The sequence below is a fragment of the Candidatus Krumholzibacteriota bacterium genome, assembly GCA_034520215.1.
GTDB lineage: Bacteria > Krumholzibacteriota > Krumholzibacteriia > Krumholzibacteriales > WJIX01 > JAGHBT01.
The window spans coordinates 1,002,946-1,027,307 of the sequence record JAXHNR010000002.1 but is presented as its reverse complement, the minus strand read 5'-3'; the positions used below and the strand labels follow the sequence as shown (position 1 = coordinate 1,027,307).

18 protein-coding genes and 1 pseudogene are annotated in these 24,362 nt (G+C 63.7%); 8 read left to right on the top strand and 11 right to left on the bottom strand.

Going from position 1 to position 24,362, the window contains the following annotated elements:
• Positions 1-1,824: 1,824 nt before the first annotated feature.
• The 10 genes from U5O15_11095 to U5O15_11050 all read right to left on the bottom strand — a co-directional run bounded on the left by U5O15_11095 (position 1,825) and on the right by U5O15_11050 (position 13,658).
• A complete protein-coding gene (locus tag U5O15_11095; GenBank protein MDZ7861186.1) occupies positions 1,825-2,730 on the bottom strand; it encodes a hypothetical protein in 906 nt (301 codons plus the stop codon).
• Between the two features lie 351 nt (positions 2,731-3,081).
• The gene (locus tag U5O15_11090; GenBank protein MDZ7861185.1) at positions 3,082-3,597 is read right to left on the bottom strand and encodes a hypothetical protein; all 516 of its coding nucleotides are present in this window, start codon (positions 3,595-3,597) and stop codon (positions 3,082-3,084) included.
• A 2,051-nt stretch (positions 3,598-5,648) separates the two neighbouring features.
• Positions 5,649-6,284 (bottom strand): TolC family protein, encoded by a 636-nt coding sequence (locus U5O15_11085; GenBank protein ID MDZ7861184.1) that lies wholly within the window; start codon positions 6,282-6,284, stop codon positions 5,649-5,651.
• Complete coding sequence (locus U5O15_11080) at positions 6,188-7,069, bottom strand: TolC family protein (GenBank protein MDZ7861183.1); 882 nt, start codon at positions 7,067-7,069, stop codon at positions 6,188-6,190. Before U5O15_11080 ends, U5O15_11085 begins: the two co-directional genes overlap by 97 nt.
• A 1,467-nt stretch (positions 7,070-8,536) precedes the next feature.
• The gene (locus U5O15_11075) at positions 8,537-10,156 is read right to left on the bottom strand and encodes a putative Ig domain-containing protein (protein MDZ7861182.1); all 1,620 of its coding nucleotides are present in this window, start codon (positions 10,154-10,156) and stop codon (positions 8,537-8,539) included.
• On the bottom strand, positions 10,153-10,707 hold the full coding sequence (locus tag U5O15_11070) for a hypothetical protein (GenBank protein ID MDZ7861181.1): 555 nt from the start codon (positions 10,705-10,707) through the stop codon (positions 10,153-10,155). The genes U5O15_11075 and U5O15_11070 overlap by 4 nt, the downstream gene beginning before the upstream one ends.
• Entirely contained in the window at positions 10,704-11,840 is a 1,137-nt protein-coding gene (locus U5O15_11065) for a hypothetical protein (protein MDZ7861180.1), read from the bottom strand. The genes U5O15_11070 and U5O15_11065 overlap by 4 nt, the downstream gene beginning before the upstream one ends.
• A gap of 73 nt (positions 11,841-11,913) precedes the next feature.
• A complete protein-coding gene (locus U5O15_11060) occupies positions 11,914-12,306 on the bottom strand; it encodes a hypothetical protein (GenBank protein ID MDZ7861179.1) in 393 nt (130 codons plus the stop codon).
• Positions 12,225-13,268, bottom strand: coding sequence for a hypothetical protein (locus U5O15_11055; GenBank protein MDZ7861178.1), 1,044 nt, complete (start codon positions 13,266-13,268; stop codon positions 12,225-12,227). Before U5O15_11055 ends, U5O15_11060 begins: the two co-directional genes overlap by 82 nt.
• 237 nt (positions 13,269-13,505) lie before the next feature.
• Positions 13,506-13,658: a hypothetical protein gene (locus U5O15_11050; protein ID MDZ7861177.1), complete on the bottom strand. Its 153-nt coding sequence runs from the start codon at positions 13,656-13,658 to the stop codon at positions 13,506-13,508.
• Between the two features lie 348 nt (positions 13,659-14,006).
• Between U5O15_11050 and U5O15_11045 the strand changes: the two genes are divergently transcribed.
• Positions 14,007-14,300, top strand: coding sequence for a hypothetical protein (locus U5O15_11045; protein ID MDZ7861176.1), 294 nt, complete (start codon positions 14,007-14,009; stop codon positions 14,298-14,300).
• Positions 14,301-14,360: 60 nt separating this feature from the next.
• On the opposite strand, the gene U5O15_11040 is transcribed toward U5O15_11045, so the two are convergent.
• Positions 14,361-14,756, bottom strand: coding sequence for a hypothetical protein (locus U5O15_11040; protein MDZ7861175.1), 396 nt, complete (start codon positions 14,754-14,756; stop codon positions 14,361-14,363).
• 1,731 nt (positions 14,757-16,487) lie between these two features.
• On the opposite strand from U5O15_11040, the gene U5O15_11035 reads away from it, so the two are divergent.
• From U5O15_11035 to U5O15_11005, 7 genes and pseudogenes are all read left to right on the top strand, one after another.
• On the top strand, positions 16,488-17,009 hold the full coding sequence (locus U5O15_11035; protein MDZ7861174.1) for an aminotransferase class V-fold PLP-dependent enzyme: 522 nt from the start codon (positions 16,488-16,490) through the stop codon (positions 17,007-17,009).
• A gap of 14 nt (positions 17,010-17,023) precedes the next feature.
• The gene (locus U5O15_11030) at positions 17,024-17,641 is read left to right on the top strand and encodes an iron-sulfur cluster assembly scaffold protein (GenBank protein ID MDZ7861173.1); all 618 of its coding nucleotides are present in this window, start codon (positions 17,024-17,026) and stop codon (positions 17,639-17,641) included.
• 82 nt (positions 17,642-17,723) lie between these two features.
• A complete protein-coding gene (locus tag U5O15_11025; protein ID MDZ7861172.1) occupies positions 17,724-17,870 on the top strand; it encodes a hypothetical protein in 147 nt (48 codons plus the stop codon).
• Positions 17,871-18,184: 314 nt separating this feature from the next.
• Positions 18,185-21,847, top strand: a complete 3,663-nt coding sequence (locus tag U5O15_11020; GenBank protein ID MDZ7861171.1) for a C25 family cysteine peptidase — start codon at positions 18,185-18,187, stop codon at positions 21,845-21,847.
• A 139-nt stretch (positions 21,848-21,986) separates the two neighbouring features.
• Positions 21,987-22,988: pseudogene (locus U5O15_11015) on the top strand (aspartate-semialdehyde dehydrogenase).
• Positions 22,985-23,740 carry a hypothetical protein gene (locus tag U5O15_11010; protein MDZ7861170.1) on the top strand — a complete coding sequence of 252 codons (756 nt, stop codon included), beginning with the start codon at positions 22,985-22,987 and terminating at the stop codon, positions 23,738-23,740. Before U5O15_11015 ends, U5O15_11010 begins: the two are co-directional and overlap by 4 nt.
• Positions 23,664-24,362 carry a hypothetical protein gene (locus U5O15_11005; protein ID MDZ7861169.1) on the top strand — a complete coding sequence of 233 codons (699 nt, stop codon included), beginning with the start codon at positions 23,664-23,666 and terminating at the stop codon, positions 24,360-24,362. Before U5O15_11010 ends, U5O15_11005 begins: the two co-directional genes overlap by 77 nt.

The window sequence follows — 24,362 nt, the reverse complement described above, 5'->3', positions numbered from 1 at the left end:
CGCGAACCCGCCCTACAGCTGGCTCACACCCCCATCACCAACTGGTCCCCTCTCCTCCATGGGAGGAGGGTTAGGGAGAGGAGGTCGCCGCCACTGTCGAGGTCGCGGGCAACCTCCTCCCCTCGCCCTCCTCCCACTGGAGGAGGGAAATCAGGTTTGTTGGCGTAGGGGCCAGGCTCACGAGAGCAAGCTCGTCGCCGGCGACCCCGCCCCGCGCGTGAGCGAGGCCTAGAACCCGCTTTCCCGGATCACCACGGCGGCGGCGCTGCGCCAGGCGCGGGCGAGCAGGCTGCGCGCTTCGCCCGCGACCATCACCGTGCCGGGCACGACTTGGGCGGGCGCGGGCAGCGGCGTGGCCGGGCTGAGCTCGACGCGGTAGACCGGGGTGCGCGGGACCAGGCCGAAGCCCGCGATCTGGGCGGCGCTGTCGCCGGCCTGGCGGGTCTGCGTCTATCCGCCGCCGTACGCCGCGGCGAGGTAGGGCAGGTCCAGGCGGCGGGCGTTGACCGTCTCGCGCGCGGTGACCGTGACGTCGAGCGGCGGGCGCGCCGAGTACTGCGGCCGAAGCGGCCGTGCGCGCCCACCGCGAAGCGGCTGAGGTCCGCGCCGCGGACGTAGCCGCGCAGGCGCGCCGGCTGGTCGCCGACGACCCGGCCGACGGCTGGGTCACGGCGATCCACTGCCCGGCCCGCAGCTCCGGCGGCACGTCTCTCAGCCGGCCCGCCTTGGGCGCGCGCACGGTCAGGCGCGCCTGCTGGGCCTGCAGGCCGGCCAGCCGGGTGCGGTCGGCGGCGAGCTCCTCTTCCAGCACGCTCAGCCGGTCCAGGGCCTCCGCGCTCGCCGCCTGGCGGCGCAGCAAGCCCTCCGCCATGGCGATCCGGCGCCCGGTCTGGCGCAGCGCGTGGGTCAGGTCGGGGGAGTCGACCTATACAGCACCTCGCCGTCCGCCACGCGCCGGCCGTCGGCGGCGTTGACCGCGACGATGCGCGCGGCCACCGGCGGGTAGAGCGCGCTGTGCTGGCCGGCCTCGAGCACGGCCGGCACCGAGACCCGGGCGACTTCCAGGGCCAGGCCAGCAGGCCGATCAGGCCGGCCAGCACGGCCAGCGTCGCGAGGCTGTTGCGGTTGAGGCGCATGGCGTGTCTCCGTCGCCACCACTGGCGAGTTCCTCGGCGATCGGGCGGCCGATGAACCAGGCGAGTTCGACGATCATCAGGAACAGGCCCAGCACCTTGAAGAACGGTGATAGACCAGAAGCGCGATGCCCAGGAACAGCAGAAAGCGCCAGATCCAGGTGCTGTACGCGTACACCAGGGCAGCGCGCATTCGTGCCACATCCGATCCGGCGGCGGCTCGCCCAGCCCGAACAACAGGCTCGCGCAGCCGCCACGGCCGAGCGCGAAGCCCCGGGTCTGCAGGTTCTCACGCCCAGCCAGTCGGACAGCAGGTAATAGCCGTCGAAGCATGAACGGGTTGAGGTTGACCAGCAGGGTCATCGTCCAGGTCACGGTCGCCAGCAGGAAGGCGGCGGACCGGATCGGCCCGTCGGGCAGGAACGACCAGGCGAAGGTCACCAGGAGCACCAGCAGGACCTCCGCCAGCGTGCCCGCCGCGCCGATCAGCAGCCGCTACCGGCGGGAGACCAGCCGCCAGGCGTCCGTGGTGTCGGTGTAGAGCACCGGATAGAACACCAGGAACGCGATCCCCATGGTGCGCACCCGGCAGCCGTACGCCTTGGCCATGTAGCCGTGCGCCAGCTCGTGCAGCGCCTTGGTCGCCGCAGGGTGGCGGCGAACGCCGACGCGCCCTGCCAGGTCAGGAAGCTCATGAAGGTGTGGGTGAAGGTCTCCCACTGCCGCAGCGCCAGCAGCACGCCCAGCGCGCCCCAGCACCAGGCAGATCCGGCCGCCAGAAGCCGCGCGTCATCAGCCGCACCAGGTGCAGCGTGGCGCCCAGGACCGCGTCGGGGCGGACCAGCGGCACCCGGAAGAACAGGTAGCGGTGCAGCAGCCACTGCCACGGCCGGGTCCGCCGCCGGTCGAGGCGCGCCAGGTGGTCGGCGAGGCCCTGCGGGCCCGCCGCCTCGATCAGCTGGTTGGCGGCCAGGAAGCGCAGCAGCTGCTCCAGCTGGCGCGCGGTGACCGGCGCGCTCTGCGCAGCCCGGTTGGCGCGCGCCAGCACCGCCTCCGGCGCGCCCAGCGCCCAGTTGGACAGCAGCCGGAAGGCGCTGTCGCCGATCCGGTAGAAGCTGTTCAGGACGGGATCGTGGATCGTCCAGCAGGGGCTGCCGTCGGCGGCCCGCGGCGCCTCCAGCAGCTCCAGGTCGGCGCGCAGCGGCGGCAGCCGTTCGGGCAGCTCGCCGGCCGCCGCGCCGGCGCCGGGCAGGGTCAGCGCGGGCGCGCTCACAGGCCGACCACGCTGCCGCACGGCGCTGACCGGCCGGCGGAACAGGTAGAGCGCCAGCGGCACCTCCGGCCCGAACAGCTTCGCCGTGCCCTTGAGGCCCGGCCGGCGGGGCGCCGCGTCGGCGGCGAAGTCGGCGTAGACCCGGTAGGCGAGCACGTCGTCCGGGGTCGTCGTCGCCTCGTAGCTCGCCCGGGTCAGGGTCGCGGGCACCCGCTCCAGCGGTGCCACGTCCAGGAACAGCGCGACCCGGGCGCCGGGGTCCAGCTGCACCGCCTCGGCCACCGGCAGGTCGATCCGCAGGCGGGTGTCGCCCAGGTCGGCCACCTGCATCAGCCCGTTCGCCGGCGCGCCGGGCGGCCGATCCAGTCGTTCGGGTCGGTGGAGATCGCCACCCCGGCCTGCTCGGCCGTGACGACCACGCGCGACAGCCGCTCCTACCGCCTGCGCCAGCTCGGCCGGCGCGCAGGTCGCGCTTGGTCTCCAAGCACCTGGCAGCTTGGCCGTCTCCTCGCGGTCGGCGAACGCGCCCCGGCTCGCCCGCCGGAGCTCCGCCTCGGCGATCGCCAGCGCCCGGCGCGCGACCGCCGGCGTGGCTCTCCAGGTCGGTGGCGCCGCAGGCGAACAGCCGCTGCCCGGCCTCGACCGGCTGGTTCGGCTCGACCTGGACGTCGGCGATCACCCCGTCCATCGGCGCGGCGACCACCCGCGGGTTGGCGGCGACCACCTCCGCCGGGGCCAGCGCGCTCTGCGGCACCGGGATGCGCGAGCGCGCGCGACCAGGCCGACCGCCGCCGCGCCGGCCGCGATCCGCGGCCAGCGGCGCTTGCGCCGGCACCGCCTTGCGCCCAGGCGAGCGCGCGCCAGGCGTCGGGCGTAGCAGTCCGCCAGCCGCTCGGCGAGCACGGCGTCGCTCTCGCTCCACTCCGCCGGCCGGCTCAGCCACGGCGCGCCCAGCAGCTCGCCGTCGGGCGCGATCAGCGGGACGTCGAGCCCGTGGCCGATCTGCCATTCCGTCCAGCCCGGCCGCAGGCCCTCCGGCAGGTCGTCCGCGGTCAGCCGCCGGACGGTGCGCGCCTCCGCCCCGCGGGCGAGCGCGGCCAGCGCCGTCTCGTGCCAGCGCAGGAAGGGGGCGTCGCGCTCCAGGACGGACACGCCGGAGATCGCCCGGACGCGCGGGCTGGTGCCGCTCACCGCCGGCCGCCAGCACGGCCTGGCGATAGCTCGGCCGCCGGCGGGTCTCGTTGACCGCGACGTAGGTGAGCGCGTCGACGCTCTCGGCGCGCCGGGCGGCGCGCTCCAGCTGCAGGAAGGTGGGAAAAGCCGCGGAGCTTGGGATCGGGTTGCGGCATCGGGTCTCGCGACCGGCCGGCCGCGGCGGCGGCTGCCGCCAGCGTCGGGATTGGGTCAGCCGTTGGGCGGGTCGAACCGGGCGGTGCCGCTCATCCCCGGCAGCAGGGCGGCCGGCGTTTCGCCGACCAGCTGGCCGCGCAGCGGCACGGTCTGGCTGACCGGGTCGATCCGCGCGCCGATCGTGGCGACTTCGGCCTGACGGGTTGCGCCGGGCTCGTCGATCTCGAGCTCGAAGCGCGTCCCCGGCGCCAGCCAGGGCCAGCCAGCTGGACGGCACGATCAGGCGCACCCGCAGGCCGCCGCTGGCGATCACGCTCATCAGCTCCTGGCTCCTTGCCGACCGTCTCGATGTCCACCGGCCGACCGGCCGCCCGGCCGTCGTAGGGCGCGCGGATCCGGCAGCGCTCGACGTAGAGCGAGCGGGTGCGCACCTGCGCGTTTGCCTTGGCGACGTCCGCCTCGGCCAGGGCGACGTCGAGCTCGGCCGATCGAGTTCAGCTGCGCCAGCTGCCGGGCGTCGGCGAGCACGCGCCGCGCGCGGGTCAACTCCGCCACCGCGCCGCGGCCAGCTCGGCCTGGTGGAAGCTGCAGCTCCAAGCCGGACCAGCAGGTCGCCCTTGGCGAAGCGCTCGCCGGAGTCGACCGGGAGCTCCAGGATCCGGCCGCCGATCTCGCTCGACAGCACCGCCTCCGCCCTGGGCTCGATCAGCGCGCGCGCCTCGTGCGGGGCGAGCCCGCCGTCCGGCCCGACCTTGCCGCCCTCGGGGGCGAGCAGGGACTTCAGCTGCGGCTCAGCGTCCAGCGCGCGGCTGCCGCGCGGCCCGCGCCGTCGGGGGCCGCGCCGTCGGGGGCCGCGCCGTCGGCTGCGTCCTGCGCCGCCGCGGGGCCGGTCCCGGCGCACAGCAGCGCGGGCCGCCAGGGCGAGCCCTGCCGCGATGCGCGCGCCGCGCCCGGCCGGGCGGTTGATCGTTTGCAGGCCCATCGCCCGTCTCCGACTCCATCGCGCCTTGCCGCCGACCGCCCGCCGCCCCGGCGGCGCCGGTGTAGGCACCGCGCGGCGGCGGGTCCCCCTCTCCTCCCAGCGGAGGAAGAGGGGACCCGCGTAGCCGGTCGTCGCCCGCCGCCCCGGCGGCGCCGGGTGTGGCACCGCGTCGCGGCGGGTTCCCCTCCCGCCATCTGGGGGCGCGGGACCGGGAGAGGTGGCGTGCACGCCGTCGAGGTCCCGCGGCCCACCTCCTCTCCCTAACCCTCTCCTCCCAGTGGAGGAGAGGGGGACCGCGTCGCCCGGTCGTCGTCCACCGCCCCGCCGTGCGCCGGGTTCGGCACCGCGTGGCGGCGGGTCCCCTCTCGCCATCGGGGGAGAGGGCCAGGGAGAGGTGGCGTGCACGCCGTCGAGGTCCGCGGCCGGACCTCCTCACCCCTGGCCTTCTCCTCCCAGCGGAGGAGAGGGGGACCCGCGTCGTCCGCCGCCCCGGCGGCGCCGGGTGTGGCACCGCGTGGCGGCGGGTTCCCTCTCCGCCATCGGGGGCGCGGGACAGGGCGAGGTGGCGTGCACGCCTGTCGAGGTCTGCGGCCACCTCCCTCACCTGAGCCCTCTCCTCCCAGCGGAGGAGAGGGGACCCGTGTCGCCGTTCGGTCTGTCGTCCGCCGCCCTGGCGGTGCCGGGCGTGGCACCGCGTGGCGGCGGGTCCCCTCCTGCCATTGGGGTGGGGACCGGGGAGAGGTGGCGTGCACGGCCGTCGAAGGTCCGCGGCGACCTCCTCACCTTAAGCCCTCTTCGCCCAGCGGAGGAGAGGGGACCCGTGTCGCCGGCGGTTCGGGCGGCAGATCCGCGGCGTGTCCGGCGTCGCCAGCTAGAAGACGCCCGCTAGAAGATGCCCAGGACCTTGTCGTCAGCCGTCTCCGGCAGGCCCTGCTCCGCGCCCACCTGCAGCATGGTGGAGCGCATGAACAGATCGCCCGTCTGCCAGCCCTTCAGGGTGGTCTGGATCGCCTCGGCCAGGGTGCCGACGGAGGCCTCCTCGATCGTCTCCGGCAGCGGGTCGGCGCCGACCGTGACGTAGATCTGCCCCGAGCGCGTTCTGCGCCCGGGCGAAGGCGAGGTCGCGGCGCAGGTCGGCGACCAGGGCGTTGAGTTCGCCGCGGATCACCGCCAGCCGGCCGTTCGACTGCGCGCGCTCGCTGCGGCGCAGCTGCTCCAGGATGTCGCCCTCGACCGTCGCGACCGCCTGGTTGGTCTGGTACAGGTCGTCCGCCTGGCGGTAGGCGGTGTAGGCGACGTACAGCTGGCTCAGCACCGCCATGGACAGCGCCTGGCGCCGGGCGATCGCGACCTTCTCCTGGCTCTCCGCCTGCTCCAGGCGGGCCGGCGCGGACAGCAGGTTGATCAGGTTCCAGCTGACCCGCACGCCGTAGTCCGCCCAGTTCTGGTTCACCAGGAACTCGTCGGAGTCGTAGTGCAGGCCGGTGAACACCTCCAGGCCGGGCAGGAAGCGGACCAGCGCCTTGCGCGTCTCGGTCGCCGACACCCGGGCCTGGAGTCCTCCTCGCGCAGCTCCGGCCGGTAGGCGAGCGCGATCTGCTCCAGTTCCTGCGGGCTCAGCGCCAATTCGCCCAGGGCGATCTCGCTCGCCGGCATCGCCAGCTCGAAGTCGCGGTCCGGCGGCAGGTTCATCAGCGTCGCCAGTCTCCACCTTCGCCAGCGCCAGGTCCTGGCGCAGGGTCTGCAGCTGGCGCTTGGCGTCCAGCACGGTGCGCTGGTAGCTGAGCGCGTCCAGCGGCGACTGCAGGCGCAGCTGCTCGATCCGCTGGGAGTTCCTGGCGCGCGCCTTCCACCCGCTCCAATAGCGGCCCGACCCGCGCCTGCAGGCGCTGGGCGGCGACCGCCCGCCAGTAGGCGGCAGCGGACGTCCTGGATGATGCCGTGGATCACCTTGCGCCGGCGCTCGTAGGCGATCATCGCCCGGTCGGCCTGCTGCTGCGCGGTGAAGTAGTTCACGCCGAAGTCGAGCACGTTCCACGCCAGGTTCAGGTCGGCGGTGAAGACGTCCCGCTCCGTCGAGGTCGAGGGGGCGAGCGACTGCCGGCCGGTCTCGACGTTCTGGACGACGAGGCGTTCTCGTTGGAGCGGCCGCGGTAGCCCGATTCCGGCGACCAGGCTGGGCAGCAGGTCGTAGCGCGCGACGTCGAGCTGGTGCTGGCTCACGGCCTGGCTCATCACCTCGACCCGGTGGTCGAGGTTGTACATGATCGCCCGGGCCATCGCCTCGTACAGCGTGACCGGCCCGTCGATCGGCTCCTGCTCGGAGAACATCGCCTGCAGGTCGCCCTGGATCGCGCGCCTCCGTCTCGGCCTGCGTCAGCGGCGCCGGCTGGATCGCGCACGCGCCCAGCATCAGCCCCGCCAGCACCGCGGCCACGCCGCCGCGCAACCGCCGCCGGCGCCCCGCCGCCTCAATCCCCACTCGTTTCACAGCTTTCCTAGGCCCCCGATTCCGGCGTGTCAAGCGTAACACCTGCTTGTGCCACTTTCTCGCCCCAGAAGCAAATCAAGCTTTGACCGCAAGTTGCAGTTTTCGCGAATGAATTGCTGCAACACGGCGCCGCGGCCTGACCGGCCGCGCGTGTGCGGCGCCCGCCGGCGCGCGCGTGATAAGCGAAGCGGACGCCAGGGCCGGACTGGACCCGAGGCCGGGCTGGACCCGAAGCGGGGAGTGCACCCGAAGCGGGGCAGGACCCGAAGCGCGAGTGGAGCAGGGAGGGCACAGAGAGCACAGAGAGAGCGCGAGAGAGCGAACGGCGCGCCGCGCGCGCGTGCCGGTTCAAGACGCGCTGCGTATGTGCCAAGTCCAGGCGCGCTTCGCGCGCGAGCCCGGTCCAGGCGCGCTTCGCGCGCGAGCCCGGTCCAGGCGCGCTTCGCGCGCGAGCCCGGTCCAGGCGCGCTTCGCGTGCGAGCCAGGTCCAGGCGCGCCTTGGGCGCGGGGCAGTTTCACCGCATGCGCATGGCCCGATCGCCCGCCTGGATCGCGCGGTCGATCTCCGTGCCCGCTGTGTTCTCGGTGGGGCCCTGTCCAGATCCGCGCGGCCGCCGCTAGAGCACAATCGATGAAAGCCGAACCGGCCTTCCATCGTCGAATTTTGCTCTGAACTCCTTGAAGAGAGGGCAAGATGCTGAAACGCTGAGTCCACGTTTCAGCATCTTGCCCTGAGGCACTGCCCCGCCGGCCGGTGGCCGAACGGGTAGGTCTCGGCCGGGTTCGGGGCGGACGCCGCCCCCGCGGCGCGGGGGCCGCGGGCGGGCGGCGGGGCGGCGCGCAGCCGCATGGGGCTACGTCCGCGCGCCCGCGCCCGCCTGAACCGCGGCCGCGCCGGCAACCCCCCGGTCCGGCCCGGCCGCGGTGTGCCGGCTTATGCGCGCTCGACCACCGCCACGGCTGGCGGCCAGCAGGCGGGCGTCGCGGTCGAACGCGTCGGCGCGCTGGCGCAGCTGCTGGGCGAAGTCGCCCGCCCGGTGCCCGGCGGGCAGACCGCCGTCCGGCGCCGGCGCGCCGCCCGCCCAGAGGTCGCCACCGTCCGCCAGGCCCGTCGGCCAGGCCGTCGGCCTCGGCGAGCGCGGCGATCGCCTGCTCGATCCAGAGGTCGCGGGTCGCCTGGCGCAGCCCGGCCAGGGTGGCCTCGCGCTCGGCGGGTGCGGCTGCCGGCGCCGCGGCGAGGGCGGTCGGCCCGGCGTCCGCCGGCGCGGTGCCGGCCAGCGCGGACGTCCCGGCCGGGGCATCCCCGCTCACGGCCGCGCTCTGCAGCAGGTCTCCAGGTCGAGCGGACGCCACTCGCCGTTCTGGAAGATCAGCGTCTCGCCGCCGATCGCCTCGATGTCGGCCAGGATGCCCCGGGTCGTCGAATCGCCGAGGGCTGTCTGCAGCGTCTCGCTGGGCTCGCCGGACAGGTTGGCCGCGGCCGCGCGGAACGTCTGGGCGAGTGGCGAGTTGCCCCGGTCGAAGGTGCCCAGGATCGCCTCGAACGCCCGGCCGCTGACGACGCCGCTGTTGGCGACCAGGACGTTCTCCCCGCCGATCTCGATCACCGTGACCCGGACCGGCCCGCGGTCCAGGGTGGTGACGGTGGGGGTCACCGGATCGTCGTCGTCGTCCCCGTCGCTGGGCGGCGGCACCGGATCGTCGTCGCCTTCGGCCGCCTCGACGCTCAGCTCGAAGCTGGCGGTCGCCGTGGCGCCCGCGCCGTCCTGGGCCGTCACCCGCAGGCTGAGCGTGCCGGTGTCGCCGTCGCCGGGCGTGCCGGAGAAGGTCCGCGTGGCGGCGTCGAAGCTGAGCCACGCGGGCAGGGAGGCGCCGCTGGCGGAGCGTGGCCGACAGCGCAGCAGGGTCGCTCCGGCGTCCGGATCGGCGAAGGTGTTCGCGGGCAGCTGGTAGCTGAACGCATCGCCCGCCGTGGCGGTCTGGTCGACCGGCGCGCTCGCCACCGTCGGCGCCGCTGTTCGGTCACGGTCAGGTCGAAGGTGGTCGTCGCCGTGGTGTTCGACGGGTCGGCGGCCGTCACCTGCAGGCTGATCGGTACCGACCTCGCCCTCGCCCGGCGTGCCGGAGAAGGTTCGGGTCGCCGCGTCGAACGTCAGCCAGCTTGGCAGGGCGCCGCCGCCGGCCGAAGTCGCCGTATAGGTCGAGGCAGTCGCCGCTGTCGACGTCGGCGAAGGTGCCGGCCGGCAGTTCCGGTAGCTGAAGGACCTGTCCGCGGCCGTCGTCTGGTCGGCCGGGGCGTTCGCCACCGTGGGCGCGTCGTTGACGGCCGCGATGTCGATCTGGGCGCTGCCCAGCGCGACGTTGGTGCCGCCGCCGGAGCCGGTGTTGCCCTGGTCGTTGAGCGTGAAGGTGAGCGTCGCCGCGCCGGTGCCGTTGGCGTTGGCCGCGGAGGTGTACTGCACCGCCGTGGCGTCGCCCAGGAAGGCGTTCAGGTTGGCCGCGCTGCCGGTCAGGGTGAGCGTGCCGGTGCCGGTACCGCCCACCGTCACCCCGCCGCCGCCGGCTCGCCGAGAGCGTGCCCGCGTCGACGCGCGAGGGTGAGGACGATCGGGTTGGCCCCGGCGTCGACGTCGGCCAGGGCGAGCCCGGTCAGGTCGATGTTGGCGGCGACGTCCTCGGTCGCGGTGATCGTGGCCGGCACACCGGTTCCGGTCGGCGTCGTTGACGGCCGCCACCTGCACGGTGACGTCGGCGGGATCGCCGGCGCCCGCCGTGGTGCCGTCGTCGACCGTGACGCGGATCGTCCGGTCGCCGCCCGTGGGCGTGTCGCCGGCGGCGTTGTCGTAGCCGATCGCCGCGATCAGCGTGGCGACGGTCGTGGGTGTCGCGCCGGCGTCGAGGCTGATCGTCAGGCCCTCGCTGGTCACCGCCGGTCGCGCCCGCCTGGATCGTCCCCACGGCCGTGCCGCCGACCGAGACGGTGCTGCCCGCGGTCTGGCCGGCGGACAGGGTCACCGTGCCGCTGGTGTCGATCACCAGCCGGTCTTCCGCCTGCTGGCCGGCCTGGTAGGTGACGGCCAGGCTGCCGCCGTTGAAGTTGGCGCTGTCGCTGTCGCTCAGCGCCACCGCGGTGCCGCCTGTCGAGCGCCACCGGGCCGCCCTGCTGGCTGTAGCCGACCGTGTCGCCGTCGAGGTTGGCCAGCGTCGGCCGGTCGACGACGGTGACCGCGATGGTGTCGCTGTCGGTGTTCGGGCCGCCGGTCGAGGCCGAGCCGTCGCTCGTGGTGACCGTGATCGTCTGCGCGCCGGCGGCGTTCACCGCGGGCGTGTAGGTCAGGCTGGCCAGCGTGGCGTTCACATCCGTGAGCGTACCGGCGATCTGCACGCTGTTCGTGCCCGTGCCGGTCACGCTTGCCACGCCGCTGGCGGTCGCCTGGAAGGTTCCGGCCCCGCCCGGCACGCTCACCGTGGTGGTCACGCCGGCGCTGTCGGCGTCCGCGAGCCCAGATCGCCGGGGAGGGCGAGCGCCTGCCCGTCGGTGGCGGTCTGCGCCCCCGGCACGGTGTTCACCGGGACGGCGTCGACAGCGACGGTCAAGCCGGCGGCGGTGGAGGTGGCGGCATTGCTGCCGGCGTCGGTCACCGTCAGGTCGAAGGTGTGGCTGCCAGCGGCCGTCGAGGCGTACCGCAGCGCCTGGATGACTGTCGCGACACGGGCCGCGGTGGCGTCGGCGTCGAAGGTGATCACCAGGTTGTTGCTGCCCTGGCCGTCGGTGGTGACGTCGCCGATGTCGGTCCCGTCGACGTAGATGTTGTCCGCGGCGGCGATGGTGCCGTCGGCGTCGCCGGTGGTCGTGCCGGCGCTAACCCCGGTCCCGGCCGAGCCGCTCACCGAGAAGTCGCCGGCCAGGCCGGAGGTGCGCGCGACCGTCAGGTTGCCGCCGTCGAAATTGGCCGAATCCGGATCGCCGACGCTGGCGGCGGCGCCCTGGTCGATCGCCACGACCGCGCCGGTGGCGGCGGTCACGCTGTCGCCGTCCAGGTTGGAGATCACCGGCGGGTTGGGCGTGCCGGTGATCGAGAAGGTGGCCGTGGTGACCGCGTCGTCCGGCGCCGTGTTCGCGTCGCCGTCGTTCAGGGTCAGCTCGGTAGTTCGCGGGTGGTGAGAGCCGCTCGACACGTCGGCGCTTAGTGCGCGCAGGAGGATCTGGACGCGCGCGTTGGTCGCTTGGTTGTTGAAGGTGATGACCAGATCGTTGCCCGCCTGGCCGGCCTCGGTGCCGTCGACCGTGCCGATGGCGACGAAGCCGCTGACCCCGCCGTCGTCCACTTCGATCGTCGCGCCGGCGCCGATCCCGGCAAGGAGCCGTTCCGATCGAGGGCCTGCACGTTCGCCGCGTCGACGCCGACCGAGACCGCGCTGGGCATTGGCGCCGCCGGTGTTCGCGATCCGCAGCGTGCCGCCGTCGGTAGTCGCCGCTGCTCCGGGTCGGTGACGGTGGCGTCGTCGAACCCGCTCAGGGGCAGCAACCCGCCGCCGGCGACGACCTCGTTGTCCTCGCCCGCGAACGCCGCCGATCACGGGCGGGTCGTTGACCGCCAGTACCGTCACGGTGAGCGTCGCGGTGTCGGTGGTGCTGCCGTCCGAGCAGGGTGTAGGTGACTCGCCGTCGCCCGGCTGCCGGTCAAGAGGTCGTCGAAGTCGCCGTTCGGGTCGAAGGTCGTAGGATCCGTTCGGCGTTGATCGTGAACGTGCCGCCGTTGGTGCCGGTCACCGAACTGCCGACGCCCGTGCCGCCGGTCACGGCCCCGGTCGGGTGCACGCCGACGACGTTCAGGCTCGCGTTCGTGTCGGCGTCGGTGTCGTTGAGGTCGATCACGCCGGCCGCGGCGTTGCGGCTGATCGCCGTGTCCTCGTCGGTCGTGTCGGTGTCGTCGTTGGCGACCGGCGGGTTGTCGTTGACCAGCGTCACCGCGACAGACGCGCTCTGCCCGGTCAGCACGTTGCCGGCCGTGTCGGTGATGGTGAAGGCGAAGCTGCCCGAGGCCGTCTCGGTGTCGTCGTGACGGAACGCCACGTTACCGGCGTTGATGTCGGCCTGCGTGAACGTCTGGCCGTTCGAGCAGGTCGCCGCCGTTCAGCACCACGGTACCGTTGGTGGTGCCGTTCAGGGTGTAGAGAAGGTTGGTATCGGTGTCGATCGCGTCGATGAACGCGAGGTCGGTGCTCGTCACCGTCACGCTGGCGCCCTCGTCGACCGCGACGCCCGTGTTGGCGCCGACGGTGGGCGCAGCCGGTGTCGAGGGTGGCGGTGTCGGTGACGGCGCCGGCGGCGTTGCCGGCCGGATCGGTCAGGACGACGAATAGGTGAGCGTGCCGTCGGCGCAGGCCGGAGACGTCGATGCCGGTGATCTGCTGGGTGGCGCTGGAGACCGTGCCGGTCGCGGTGACCGAGCCGCCGCCGCCGGAGCTGGTGACGGTGAGGTCGTAGGTGGCCCCGACCTCCGCGCCGGCGAAGGTGAAGCTGGTGCTGCTGGCCTCGGCCGCGTTGATCAGGCCGTCGTCGGCGCTGATCGTCTGGCCGCTGGGCGCGGTGGTGTCGAGGGTGGCGGTGTCGGTGACGGCGCCGGCAGCGTTGCCGGCCGGGTCGGTCAGGACAGACGAATAGGTGAGCGTGCCGTCGGGCAGGCCGGAGACGTCGATGCCGGTGATCTGCTCGGTGGCGCTGGTGATTGTGCCGGTTGCGGTGGCAGAGCCGCCGCCGCCGGAGCTGGTGACGGTGAGGTCGTAGGTGGCCCCGACCTCCGCGCCGGCGAAGGTGAAGCTGGTGCTGCTGGCCTCGGCCGCGTTGATCAGGCCGTCGTCGGCGCTGATCGTCTGGCCGCTGGGCGCGGTGGTGTCGATCGTCACGGACAGATCGAGGAGGCGCCGGAGACGTTGTTGGCAGCGTCTTCGACTTGCCCGGATGTTGCGCGTGCCTTCGGCGAGCGTGCTCGAGGTGATCGACCAGGTGCCGCCGGTAACGGTGACCGAACCCACGCTCTTCGCCGCTGTCGAGCACCCCGTCGCTGTCGGCATCGTCGAACAGGGTGACGATGGCGCCGCTCGCCGCTGCCGGTAAAGGTAGGCGTGGTGACGTTGGTGATGTCGTCGGTATCGGGAATCGCCGCGGTCATCCGACGTGACGCATGTCCGGCGTCGAGGGCGCGGCCGGCGCCACGTCGTCGACGACGGTGACGGTAAACGCCTCCTCGTAGGTGGCCGACTGGCCGTCGGTCACGCGCACGCGCACGAACTGGTCCCGGCGGCGAGCGCCGCGGCGTCGTTGGCGCGCAGGTCGGCGCCGGAGATGTTGAACGACCCGTTGTTCGTGTCGCCAGCGCCGGTCACCAGCGTGAAGGTGGCGGTGTCGCCGGTATCCGGGTCCACGGCGCCGAGCGCTGCCCACGACCGCGTCCGTCCCGCCGGACTGGTTCACGCTATTGGACGACAACGTGATGTCGGTCGGCGCGTCGTTGACCGAGGTCGCGGTGACGACCGTGGTCGCTGTTCGCCGTGCCGCCGAGGCTGCCGTCGTTCGGGGTCAGGGTGAAGGTGGTCTGGACCGTGCTGGCTCGGCGCGACCTGGTTGGTCGTCGGCGTGAACACCAGCGCCTGCAGCCGGCTGGTCAACTCCGCCGCTGTGCTGCCCGCCACCGTGTAGTTGCCGCTGGCGTGTGCCGGTCAGCCCGGTGCCGCTCAGCGTGCCGTTGGCGCCGGTGTAGGTGATCGCGATCGGTGCCGCCGTCGCCCTCCGGATCGCTGAAGCTGAGCGGCGAGAAGGGCGTGGTCGTCGCGGTGTCGTCGATCGTCGGAGTTGCCGCCGTGCCGGCGATCGCCGGCGCCTCGTTCACGTCGGTGACGGTGACGGTGATCGTCTGGTCGTCGAGCTGGCCGGTGCCGTCCGGTCGCGCGGACCGTGATGGCTGTAGGACTGGCGTGGTCGTGGTCGATCGTCGCGCGTCGTCGCACGGTGATCGCGCCGTGTTCGTGCTGTCGATCGGCGAACGCTCCGCCCGTGTCGCCGGCTGACGACGCGTAGGTCAGCGTGCCCTCGTCCGTCCGCGCCGCCGACGTTGGCGTTGACGTCGATCACCGCGCTGCCGTTGCCGGCGGTTTCGGCCGCCGAATCGATGGCGCGTCGCTGGCGGACGTGACGGTCATGGCGACCTCGTCGACGTCGGTGACCGTGATCGCGATCGCCGTCCTCGACGGTGAAGGCGAAGTGAATCGCTCGGTTGCCTCCGAGCCGTCGTCGGCCGTCACCGCGGATTGCGTAGCTGTCGCTGGCGTCGGCGTCGGCCTGCGTGATTCAGGTATGGGGCGAGCCGGGTTGGACCTGATTTCGCCGTCCAGCGTCGTCCATCGATGCCGAAGCCGCCGCTGCCGTCGACGAACAGCGCGCCGTTGGCCATCGGTCAGGTCGACGGCGTAGGTGAGCGCCGCGTCCGCCGTCGCCGGATCGTCCGCGTCGACGTCCGGCGCCACCGTGGATGATCTTGCCGTGTTCGACTCCCTCGCTGAGCACTGGCCGTCGCCGAGCTGGTGAAGCCCGGTCGGCGGTGTTGCCGCTCGTAAAGTTGTCGCCGGTGGATTCGAACAAGCAGAAGTCGTAGGGGGAGGTTCCAGGGACCGCATGGACTGTCAGCGTGCCGCTGGTTGTTTGTTTGCCTGCGAAGTCCCCAAATTCACGGAGCTCCCCAAACGGGTCACCGGAGAAGCTGGTACTAGCTGACCCGCGCTACCAGTCGCCGGGTCGGCGGCTGTTACCGGTCAGCGTGGCGCCGTCGCTCGCACGGATGGCGGTCAGCCCCAGTGGCGACCATGCAGTGCCATCGATGAACTCCTTGAGGCCTGTACACCGGTCAATTCCCCCGAGCTGACGTGCGGTCCATCGACAGTCGACCGTGATCAAGACCCATCCGCCCATCGGTCGTATTGCTGACGCGGCCGCGTGCCGCTTCGCCAAAATCGCCAAGACCGCCTGGAACTTCGTCTCCAGCGCCCGTTATCGAGATCCGGCGCAAAAGCCGGTACCGCAGATGGTGAAGTCACCGAAAGTCCCGAGCTCCTGACTGACCCGCCTTCGCGCCGTTCGATCGGTCCAAGTTCGCCAGCGATCAGGCCGTGGTCGTTTACAGTCTGGCCAGGCAACGAGTTGGAATTCTGGTCGAGCACGCCATCAGACGCTCGAGTGAAAGCACGACGCCGCCAACGGCTGCGACCGCCTGGCTGGTTTCGATCTGTCCGGTCTCGAGGCTTCCAGCGTCCATCCACCGCCCAGTTGTCGGCGCCCGCCCAGGTGCAGGTCGGCTCGAGCGCGGCGACGTCCGCGCCGGTCGCTGTCGCGAGCGCGTCCAGGAAGGCCGCACCCTCGCCGTCGGCGCCGACGTAACAGCCGTACAAGAGCATGCGGCGTCGGCGCCCAAGGCGCTTTCGATAAAGCTGCCAAGTTCGGCCCGGTGAGTTTCAAGGCTATCGGCGTCAAGCTCACACTGCCGAGCGTGAAGAACGCGCCGGCGCCGCCGTGGCCCAGGACGTGCACCGACTGGACGTCGCTGCGGCGCGCCAGCGATGTCGGCCATCGACGCGCATGCCGTCGCTCGTTCGCCCCCACCAGCACGAGCTGCGCGGACGGGGTCGACGCCGTCGGCCAGCGTCTGCCACCCCTCCACCCCGGTGTCGACGAACACGACGGCGGACCGCGCATACGCCGCCGCCGCCGTCCGCCGAGGGCCTGGCCGCGGCCAGGTCGTCCGCCGGCCTTGCGGTCGGCGGTGCCGCGTCGCCGCCGGTCAGGTCGCCGCCGGGCCCGGCTCGGCGCCGTCGTCGCCGTAGCGCCTCGGCGCCCGGTGGCCGCGGCCGCCGCGTCCCAGCAGCAGGCGCGGTTTCCAGCGCGAGCGCCGAACAGCGGGTCCGCGGCTTCGGCCGGCGCGGTTGCGGCCGCCGCGTTCTGGTTTTCCCCGCGTGGTCCCGCCGCGCGCATCCTGGGTCGAACACCAGCGCGAAGATCGTCCTGGTCATCGCCGTATCAACCCAAATGCGCACACACCCCGGCGCCAGGCGACGCCTCTTCAAGCCCACCGGAGACAATACGCCGGCCGGACCAGAAATAAAATCCTTTATTGTGTCGGATGAAAATCCCGTGGACGTAGGCGAACTCGGAGTGGATTTTATGACTCCGCCCATAAGATATACGGCCCCAAGGGTATCGGAGCTTTGTACATCAAAAAGAACACCCCCTTCTGCCCGATGATACACGGGGGCCACCAGGAAAAAGGAAGAAGAGCTGGAACAGAAAACAGCCTTGGTATTATTGCATTTGCCAAAGCGATAGAGATGAGAAAAGCAGAAATGGATGAGGAAGCGAAACGACTGATTAGGTTTAAATCGATACTCAGAGAGGGGATCAAGGATAACATCCCCGACATTAAATTCATCGGCCATCCCACTGAATCTATCCCCGGGACTCTGAATGTTTCTTTCGCAGGAGTAGAAGGTGAATCAATTATGCTGTACCTGGATCTTGAAGGGATTGCTGTTTCAACGGGGTCGGCGTGTTCTTCCGGTTCACTCGGAGCTTCACATGTCATCCTCGCGACCGGGGTCCCTGAAGAATTTGCCAATGGATCGATCAGGATAAGTCTGGGCAGAGGGACAACCAAAAAAGATATCGAATACACTTTAGAAGCTTTTACCAAGATCATTCCAAAATTGAGAAAGATTTCTTCTCGCTATTAAAATGGAGAATTAAAATGAAAGATTTAAACTGGGTTTACACAGAAAATGTAAAAGACCACTTCATGAATCCTCGGAATGTATTAGAAGACCTCGACTCCTATGAACATGACGGATACGGAAAAACCGGGAACGTTAAATGCGGCGATGAGATGCTTTTCGTGATCAAGGTTGACAGCGAAAAACAGATTATCACAGACTGCAAGTGGAAAACTTACGGCTGCGCGAGCGCTATTGCCACTACTTCTAAATTATCGGAGCTTGTAATCGGAATGTCACTGGAAGACGCGTACAAAATTTCTCCGAAAGATATCGTTGAAGAGCTGGGAGGGCTTCCAGACAACAAAATCCACTGCTCTGTTATCGGAGACAAGGCACTCAGGGCTGCGATAGACGATTACTACCGCCGCAATAACATGGAAGATAAAATAGAAAAAGAGGAAACCAGAATCGTATGTGAATGTATGAACGTTTCAGAACACGAGATAGAGGATGCTGTTCTGGAGGGAGCCCGGAGTTATCAAAGAATTCAGGAAATGACAAAAGCGGGAACGGTTTGCGGCGAATGCAAGGATGATGTGATAAAAGTTATGAATAAATATTTGAGGCTCCATTTTGACTCACCCGGAACTTAGAATATTCAACTTTTTTTAATAAAACAAATTTGATGGAACAAATTAATATATTATAACTACAAAAAAAAGGAGGTGAAAACAAATGAGGAAATTCAAATTATGCAGCGAGGGAAAATGCTGTCCCGAAGTAACCGTAAGGGACGATCAAGTTATTATAACTGACGATTTCGGCGGCAAGGTAACATTGACAAGAGAGCAGTTCCGTATCCTGAGAGACATCTCTAAGTAAATCTGCTATGAAACGGGTGAACTGGTTTCCTAACCGATTCACCCGTTATTTTTTATGCGTAATAATTATAAAATAATAAACTTCCCGCATTCTCCACAGAGACGGGAGTAACAACAAGTTGAGCAGTTCTGCTTTCAGCAGATCGGCCTTAATGCTTCCCCTTTATGATATTTTCAAAACACCGGCTTGCTGTTTTTCACGCCCTGCTTTCGGGATAAATAATATTTTTTAACTTTAATAGAACCGGAATAATATGTTATAATGTTTGATTAGGTAAAAGAAAGCTGCGCTTAAAAATAACAGCACTGGATATCATGAAACTCAAACATCTTGCGATTATTTGCGCGGCTGCTTTTCTACTCGCCGGAAACGCGCTCGCAAAGGAATTATCGAAGAATTTTCAATTTAGTAAGCCTCAAATAGTCCGGGTTTCGAATGGGGTTATACTGAAACTGGATGGATGCGGAAGAACATCCGAACCGGGAAAGCCCGTAATCCCTGTTTACAGAGCCTGTTTTCTGCTGCCCCCCGGCGAGACCCTTTCAGAGATCATTATAGAGTCTGAGGAATATACCCTGCTGAATGATTCTCTCCGGATTGCCCCCGCCCCCTATCAAAAACCAATCGGCTTCAGCTCATATAAAGTACCCGGGAAAGACAAAAGTGTCTACGCTTTGAACACACTCTACCCCGAAGAGAAGGGAAAATTCGTAACAGAACAGATAATTTCAGGCATCCACCTTGTTTTTGTAAATATATACCCCTGCAGAATAATACCATCGACAGGGTCGGTATCGTACACAAACTCTGTACGCGTCACAGTGGAAACAAAATTTATAAACAAACCTCAACCTGTTCATCCTCAAAGGGCTGTTTCCACCGCCCGCGATAAAATTTCTCGATTTATCGATAATAAAGAGGATCTAACAGTCGAGACAAAAGCAATACAGTCGGAGGGCGTTTACGGGGATGAAATCCGCTTCCCCTATATAATTATCACATCAAATGAGCTAAGTGAATATTTCCAGCCTCTGGCAGACCTGAAAACGGATATGGGATTAAAAGCGAATATCGTCACTTTAGACTGGATACATTCGTCATTTGTCGGAATCGACACCCAGGAGAAGATAAGAAACTTCATCTCGCACGCTTATTTCAACTGGGAGGCTGAATATATCCTGCTTGGCGGCGATGATGAATTGATCCCTCACCGGGGTCTGTACGTCAACGCGGGCAGTGAAATCGAGCCCGACATTCCATCCGATCTCTATTACGCGGCTCTTGACGGCAACTGGAATTCTGACGGAGATCAATACTACGGCGAACCGGGAGAAGAAGACCTCATACCTGAAGTCACCCTCGGCAGACTGCCTGTTAACAATCAAGCGGATATTGAAAACTTTATCGCTAAACTGATCGCCTATACTCTCCAACCGCAATCAGAACAATGCATAAAGTCGCTTATGCTTGGAGAGCTTCTCTGGTCTGAAGACAGTGTTGACACATGGGGCGGGGATTATAAAAATGAAGTGCTTAGCGGGTCGAACAATTTTGACCTTGAAACAGCCGGTCTATCAGAGAATTTTAATTGTCAGACACTGTATGATAAGGACCTTCCTCTGCCGTGGAATGAAACAGATTTGATACCACTCTTTAACGGCGGAGTAAATCTGGTTAATCACCTCGGCCACACCGGGCTTCATAATGCCATGCATATCACAGAGAACACCATCACACTACTTGAAAACAACGGCACAGAAGCAATACCCTCTGTCATATATTCTCAGGGATGTTATACTTCGGCTTTTGACAACAGAGACTATGTCGGAACGACATACTCAGAGGACGCGATCGCCGAGCAATTCATCACTTCGAACGGAGGCGCCGTTGCTTTTATCGGCAATACCAGATTCGGCTGGAACGCCCCGGGATCAACATGCGGAGTTTCCCAGTTTTTCGACAGACAATTCTTTGACGCTCTTTTTGGTGAATCCATAAAGACAATCGGCCGCGCTTTTGACAAATCCCGTATCGACAATATTCCATATATCACTTATCCCCTCTTCCGCTATGTTATGTACGAAATGTGCTTACTTGGCGATCCGGCTATGATGATTTGGACATCTGAACCCTCAGAACTCAGCGTGCTTTACGACTCAACGGTTCCCCCTGGAAACAACAACATCACTATCGAAACAAGATCCGGATTCAATCCCGTAAGCGGTTCTTTCGTATCGATTTACAAAACCGGTTCGAATCTATACGAAACCGCCTTCACGGATAAAAACGGAATAGCCGTTCTCTCTCCTTCTATATCCGACACGGGGTTTGTTCAGCTTAGAGTAAAATCTGCTGATCATTACCTCTACCGCGACTCGATTCTTATTGATCAAACGCCGGATGCCCTGGCAGAACTTGAAGGTATCCATATTGACGACAACTCACTCGGAGAGAGCTTTGGAGACGGAGACGGTATTGTTGAAAGCGGTGAAAGGATCAGTATAGGGATTACCGTTTCAAATCAGGGGTCATCAGCCATCAACGATTGTCACGTCACCCTCAGCTGTAATGCACCCTTTACATGGAATATTGACAGTCTAAGCGACACATTTTCTCTTCCGGAACGAACCTGTATAATTCTTGAAAAGGAGTTTCTAATCGAATTCTCCACGGATGTTCAAGACGGTTACACGGTCGAATTGGACTTTAATATCTCCTCTTCAGACAGAGAATGGAATTCACGCCGTCTCCTCACGGTAAGTTCCCCAGTTATAAAGCTTGAAAGTTGGGCTACAAGCGACACTCTTCTTGGAAACGGCAACGGATGCGTTGAAGCCTGGGAATTCATCAATCTTACGAGCTTCTGGACAAATAAAGGGAGCGTGGATATTCCGCCCTCTGTTCTCACTCTTTCTATGCCGGACCTTGAAAACGCAAGACCGTATAAAGACAGAACAGAACTTCCATCCATCCCAACGGGATCGACCGTTACTTCGAACAACAGTCTTTCCTTCTTTGTAAAACCCGAAGCGCCCCCCTTCTTTGAATTCCCGATAATCCTCAAACTTGAAAAAGAAAACTTCGCCTCTCACAGCGAAACATTGCTCGTCACGACATGCGGCCACATGATTGATGACCCCGTTGATTCTGTCAGTTTCTTCGATCATAGGGCTATCGTAGGTGTTGACGGCTGGCACATTAGCGGCAGTGAATCCTATTCCTCGCCAAATAGCTGGAAATGCGGGGCAGCAACGCCGGAAGATTATCCGAATATGATGGAAGCGGTTCTTGTCTCCCCGCCCCTCTGTCTTGGCGAGAATTCACAACTCAGTTTCCGCCATAAAATCGATGCGGAAGCCGAATCGGTTTATCCCTACTGGGCCGAGGACGGAGGAATTGTAGAAATAACAACGGACGGAGGAGATTCCTGGACGGCTATTTCTCCTGTTTATAACTACCCCTGCAGGGCGAGCGGTTCAAACACAATATTCTTAGATCCATACCAGAGATGCTATTCAGGCCGGACCGGCTGGGAATACCAGGAGTTCGATCTTTCCGCCTTCAGCGGCCAGGTTATGATCAGATTCCATTTCGCGAGTAATGAACAGTACGGATTCGAGGGGTGGTATATAGACGATATAAACATCTCAACTGAAAGATATACAGACATTGACGACGGGGAGGAACATCCGCCGATTCTTGCCAACAGCCTATACCCCGCCTACCCTAATCCATTTAACCCGACGACCGTCATTCCTTTCGAAGTTGCTGAAAAATCGCCTGTGACTATGAGGATTTACGACGTATCGGGGCGTTCAATCCGGACATTGGTCAACAAGATTCTTCCCGAGGGGAAACATCAAACCGTATGGGACGGAAAAGACAAGACCGGCAGAAACGCTGCCAGTAATATATATTTCTGCAGATTACAAATCGGTTCATTTACCTCTACGGAGCGGCTTATTCTACTTCGCTGACTACCCGGGGTTAATCATAATTTCTATTAAATTATTGCGCGCGCCGACAATCTGTTGTATTGATGGATATACAGACGGGCAAAGAGTGTATCTGACTCGTTCTTATTATAATAACTATACTTGAAACGAATTGAAGTAAATGAAAGAGATAAAAACAGCCGTTTTAGGATCCACGGGGCTGGTGGGACAGACATTCATATGGCTGCTTTCCAGACACAAATGGTTTTCCCCCGTCCTGCTTACAGCCTCTGATTCAAAAGCGGGTATACCGTATGAATCAGGAGTAGTGGCGTGAAAATACAGAGATAAAATAATATCTCGTTGTGAATCTTCAAAATTATCAGAACTCGGAATAAAAATCGCCTTCAGTGCCCTTCCTTCGGAAATAGCCGCTTCCGTGGAACCGGAACTTAGAGAGAGGGGGATCGCCGTTTTCTCAAATGCCGGCGCGATGAGATATTTCGAAGATGTACCCATCCTTATACCGGAAGTAAACTCAGGGGAGATCGAATTAATATCCGAACAGGGATATCCGGAAAAGGGTTTTGTTGTAACCAACGCCAATTGCTCGACAACCGGACTTGCGGTCGCGCTCGCGCCGCTTAGAAAATTCGGCATCCTGAAGGTGTTTGTTTCAACTTACCAGGCGCTTTCCGGAGCCGGATCTGGCGCCCTCAATTCCGGCAGGCTGCGCCGCAACGCCCTTCCCTGGATAGAAGGGGAAGAAGAAAAGATCAAGAAAGAGCTTACAAAGATACTTCGGATAGATGCTGATATTATGCCCTTCTGCGTTCGCGTGGACGTACCTTTCGGACACCTCGAAACTGTCTGGGTTGAGTTCGAAACCAAACCGGATACGGCAGAGATCGTAAAGGCATGGAACAACTTTTCTTTTAATGAATTCGACCTTCCCAGCATGCCTGACAGACCCGTAAAATATCTGGGAGACCGGATTCCGCCGGAGTCAAAAATGAGTTTCGAAGGAAATCCCCCGGGCATGCAGGTTTTTACGGGAAGGCTTAAAGAAGAAGGCGGTCTTACGGGTTTCGTGCTGCTATCGAACAACCTCGTAAAGGGCGCGGCTGGAGGATCTATTCAGAATGCCGAACTGTTTATCGAAAAATATGGAGAGAATATATGAAGAGAACTGTCGTTAAATTCGGTGGCTCAAACCTTAAATCCAGAGAAGATATTTTAAAAGTAATTAACGCGATAAAGAATTACAGGGAACCTATTATAATAGTTGTCTCCGCTCTTTACGGTGTCACAAACCGGTTGATCAAAAGTGTAACCAGTGTAAAGCAGGACAAAAAAGCTATTAATGTTATCCTTAAAGATCTTAATAATTCACACAGACGAATTATAGAAGAATATATCAAGGATAAGGATATAAGGGAAGATACCCTTTTAAAGCTGGATTATAGGATAGAAAAACTCGGCAAGTATCTTCTCGGGATTCACTGCCTTGAAGACATTCCGAATTGCGCTGAAGATATGCTCCTCAGCTACGGTGAAAGACTCTCATCTTTGCTTTTAGGGTCAATCCTTAAGTACATGGATATAGATTGCCGGGAACTGCTTCCGGAAAATATTGGACTCGTTACTGACGGAGAATATGGGAATGCCACTATTGATCTGGAGCAGTCAAAGAAGAATATCAAGAATATTTTTTCTAAGAATACAACTTATATAATCCCCGGTTTCTACGGCATCTCAACCGAGTATAGGATCACCACTCTAGGCCGAGGCGGAAGTGACTATTCAGCATCGGCTATAGCTTACTGCGTCAATGCTTCTTCGGTTGATATCTGGAAAGATGTCTCCGGATTTCTCAGGCGCGGATCCGGATATTGTCAAACACCCGGTCGGCATAAAAGAACTGAGCTACAATGAAGCCGCTGAATTGTCATATTTCGGAGCAAAGATATTTCACCCTCTAACCTTCGAGCCGCTGCTCGACAATAAAATACCCGTTAAAGTATTCGATATAAACAACCAGAAGGGCAAAAGATCCCCCCTTACCGTTATAAGCAGTAAATCCATTATAAAGAGGACTGTAGTAAAAAGTGTCGCCTGTATCGACAATATAGGAGTAATAAGACTGGGAAATCCCGGCATTGGAATAAAAAGTAATATTCTAAGTAAAGCAATAGATCAAATAGCCGAACTTGGAGTAAATATAAAAACCATGATTTCATCAATGACTTCCATGAATATCCTCGTCTCCAAATCCGATCTCAATAAGTGCTGCGGAAAGATTAAATCCCTTAAACTTCCCACAATCGATACGATAGAATGTTACGATGACAGTTCTCTGATCGCACTTGTCGGAGAAGGAATGGACAAAAGACGCGGTATAGCGGTAAGAGCTCTGAGAGCGGTTTCAGAAAAAAAAATAAACATACAGCTCATAGCTTCCGGAACATCCAGAGTCGCGATATATTTCCTCATTGACAGCAGGGACAGAGCTAAGACAATCAGGGCGATACACGGCGAATTTTTCGGAAAAAAATAG

Bases quoted from the DNA above. Each gene is read 5' to 3' on its own strand.
- U5O15_11080 (MDZ7861183.1), bottom strand. From the start codon at position 7,069: ATGTTCTCCGAGCAGGAGCCGATCGACGGGCCGGTCACGCTGTACGAG.
- U5O15_11030 (MDZ7861173.1), top strand. From the start codon at position 17,024: ATGAAAGATTTAAACTGGGTTTACACAGAAAATGTAAAAGACCACTTC.
- U5O15_11025 (MDZ7861172.1), top strand. From the start codon at position 17,724: ATGAGGAAATTCAAATTATGCAGCGAGGGAAAATGCTGTCCCGAAGTA.
- U5O15_11020 (MDZ7861171.1), top strand. From the start codon at position 18,185: ATGAAACTCAAACATCTTGCGATTATTTGCGCGGCTGCTTTTCTACTC.
- U5O15_11010 (MDZ7861170.1), top strand. From the start codon at position 22,985: ATGAAGAGAACTGTCGTTAAATTCGGTGGCTCAAACCTTAAATCCAGA.
- U5O15_11005 (MDZ7861169.1), top strand. From the start codon at position 23,664: ATGTCTCCGGATTTCTCAGGCGCGGATCCGGATATTGTCAAACACCCG.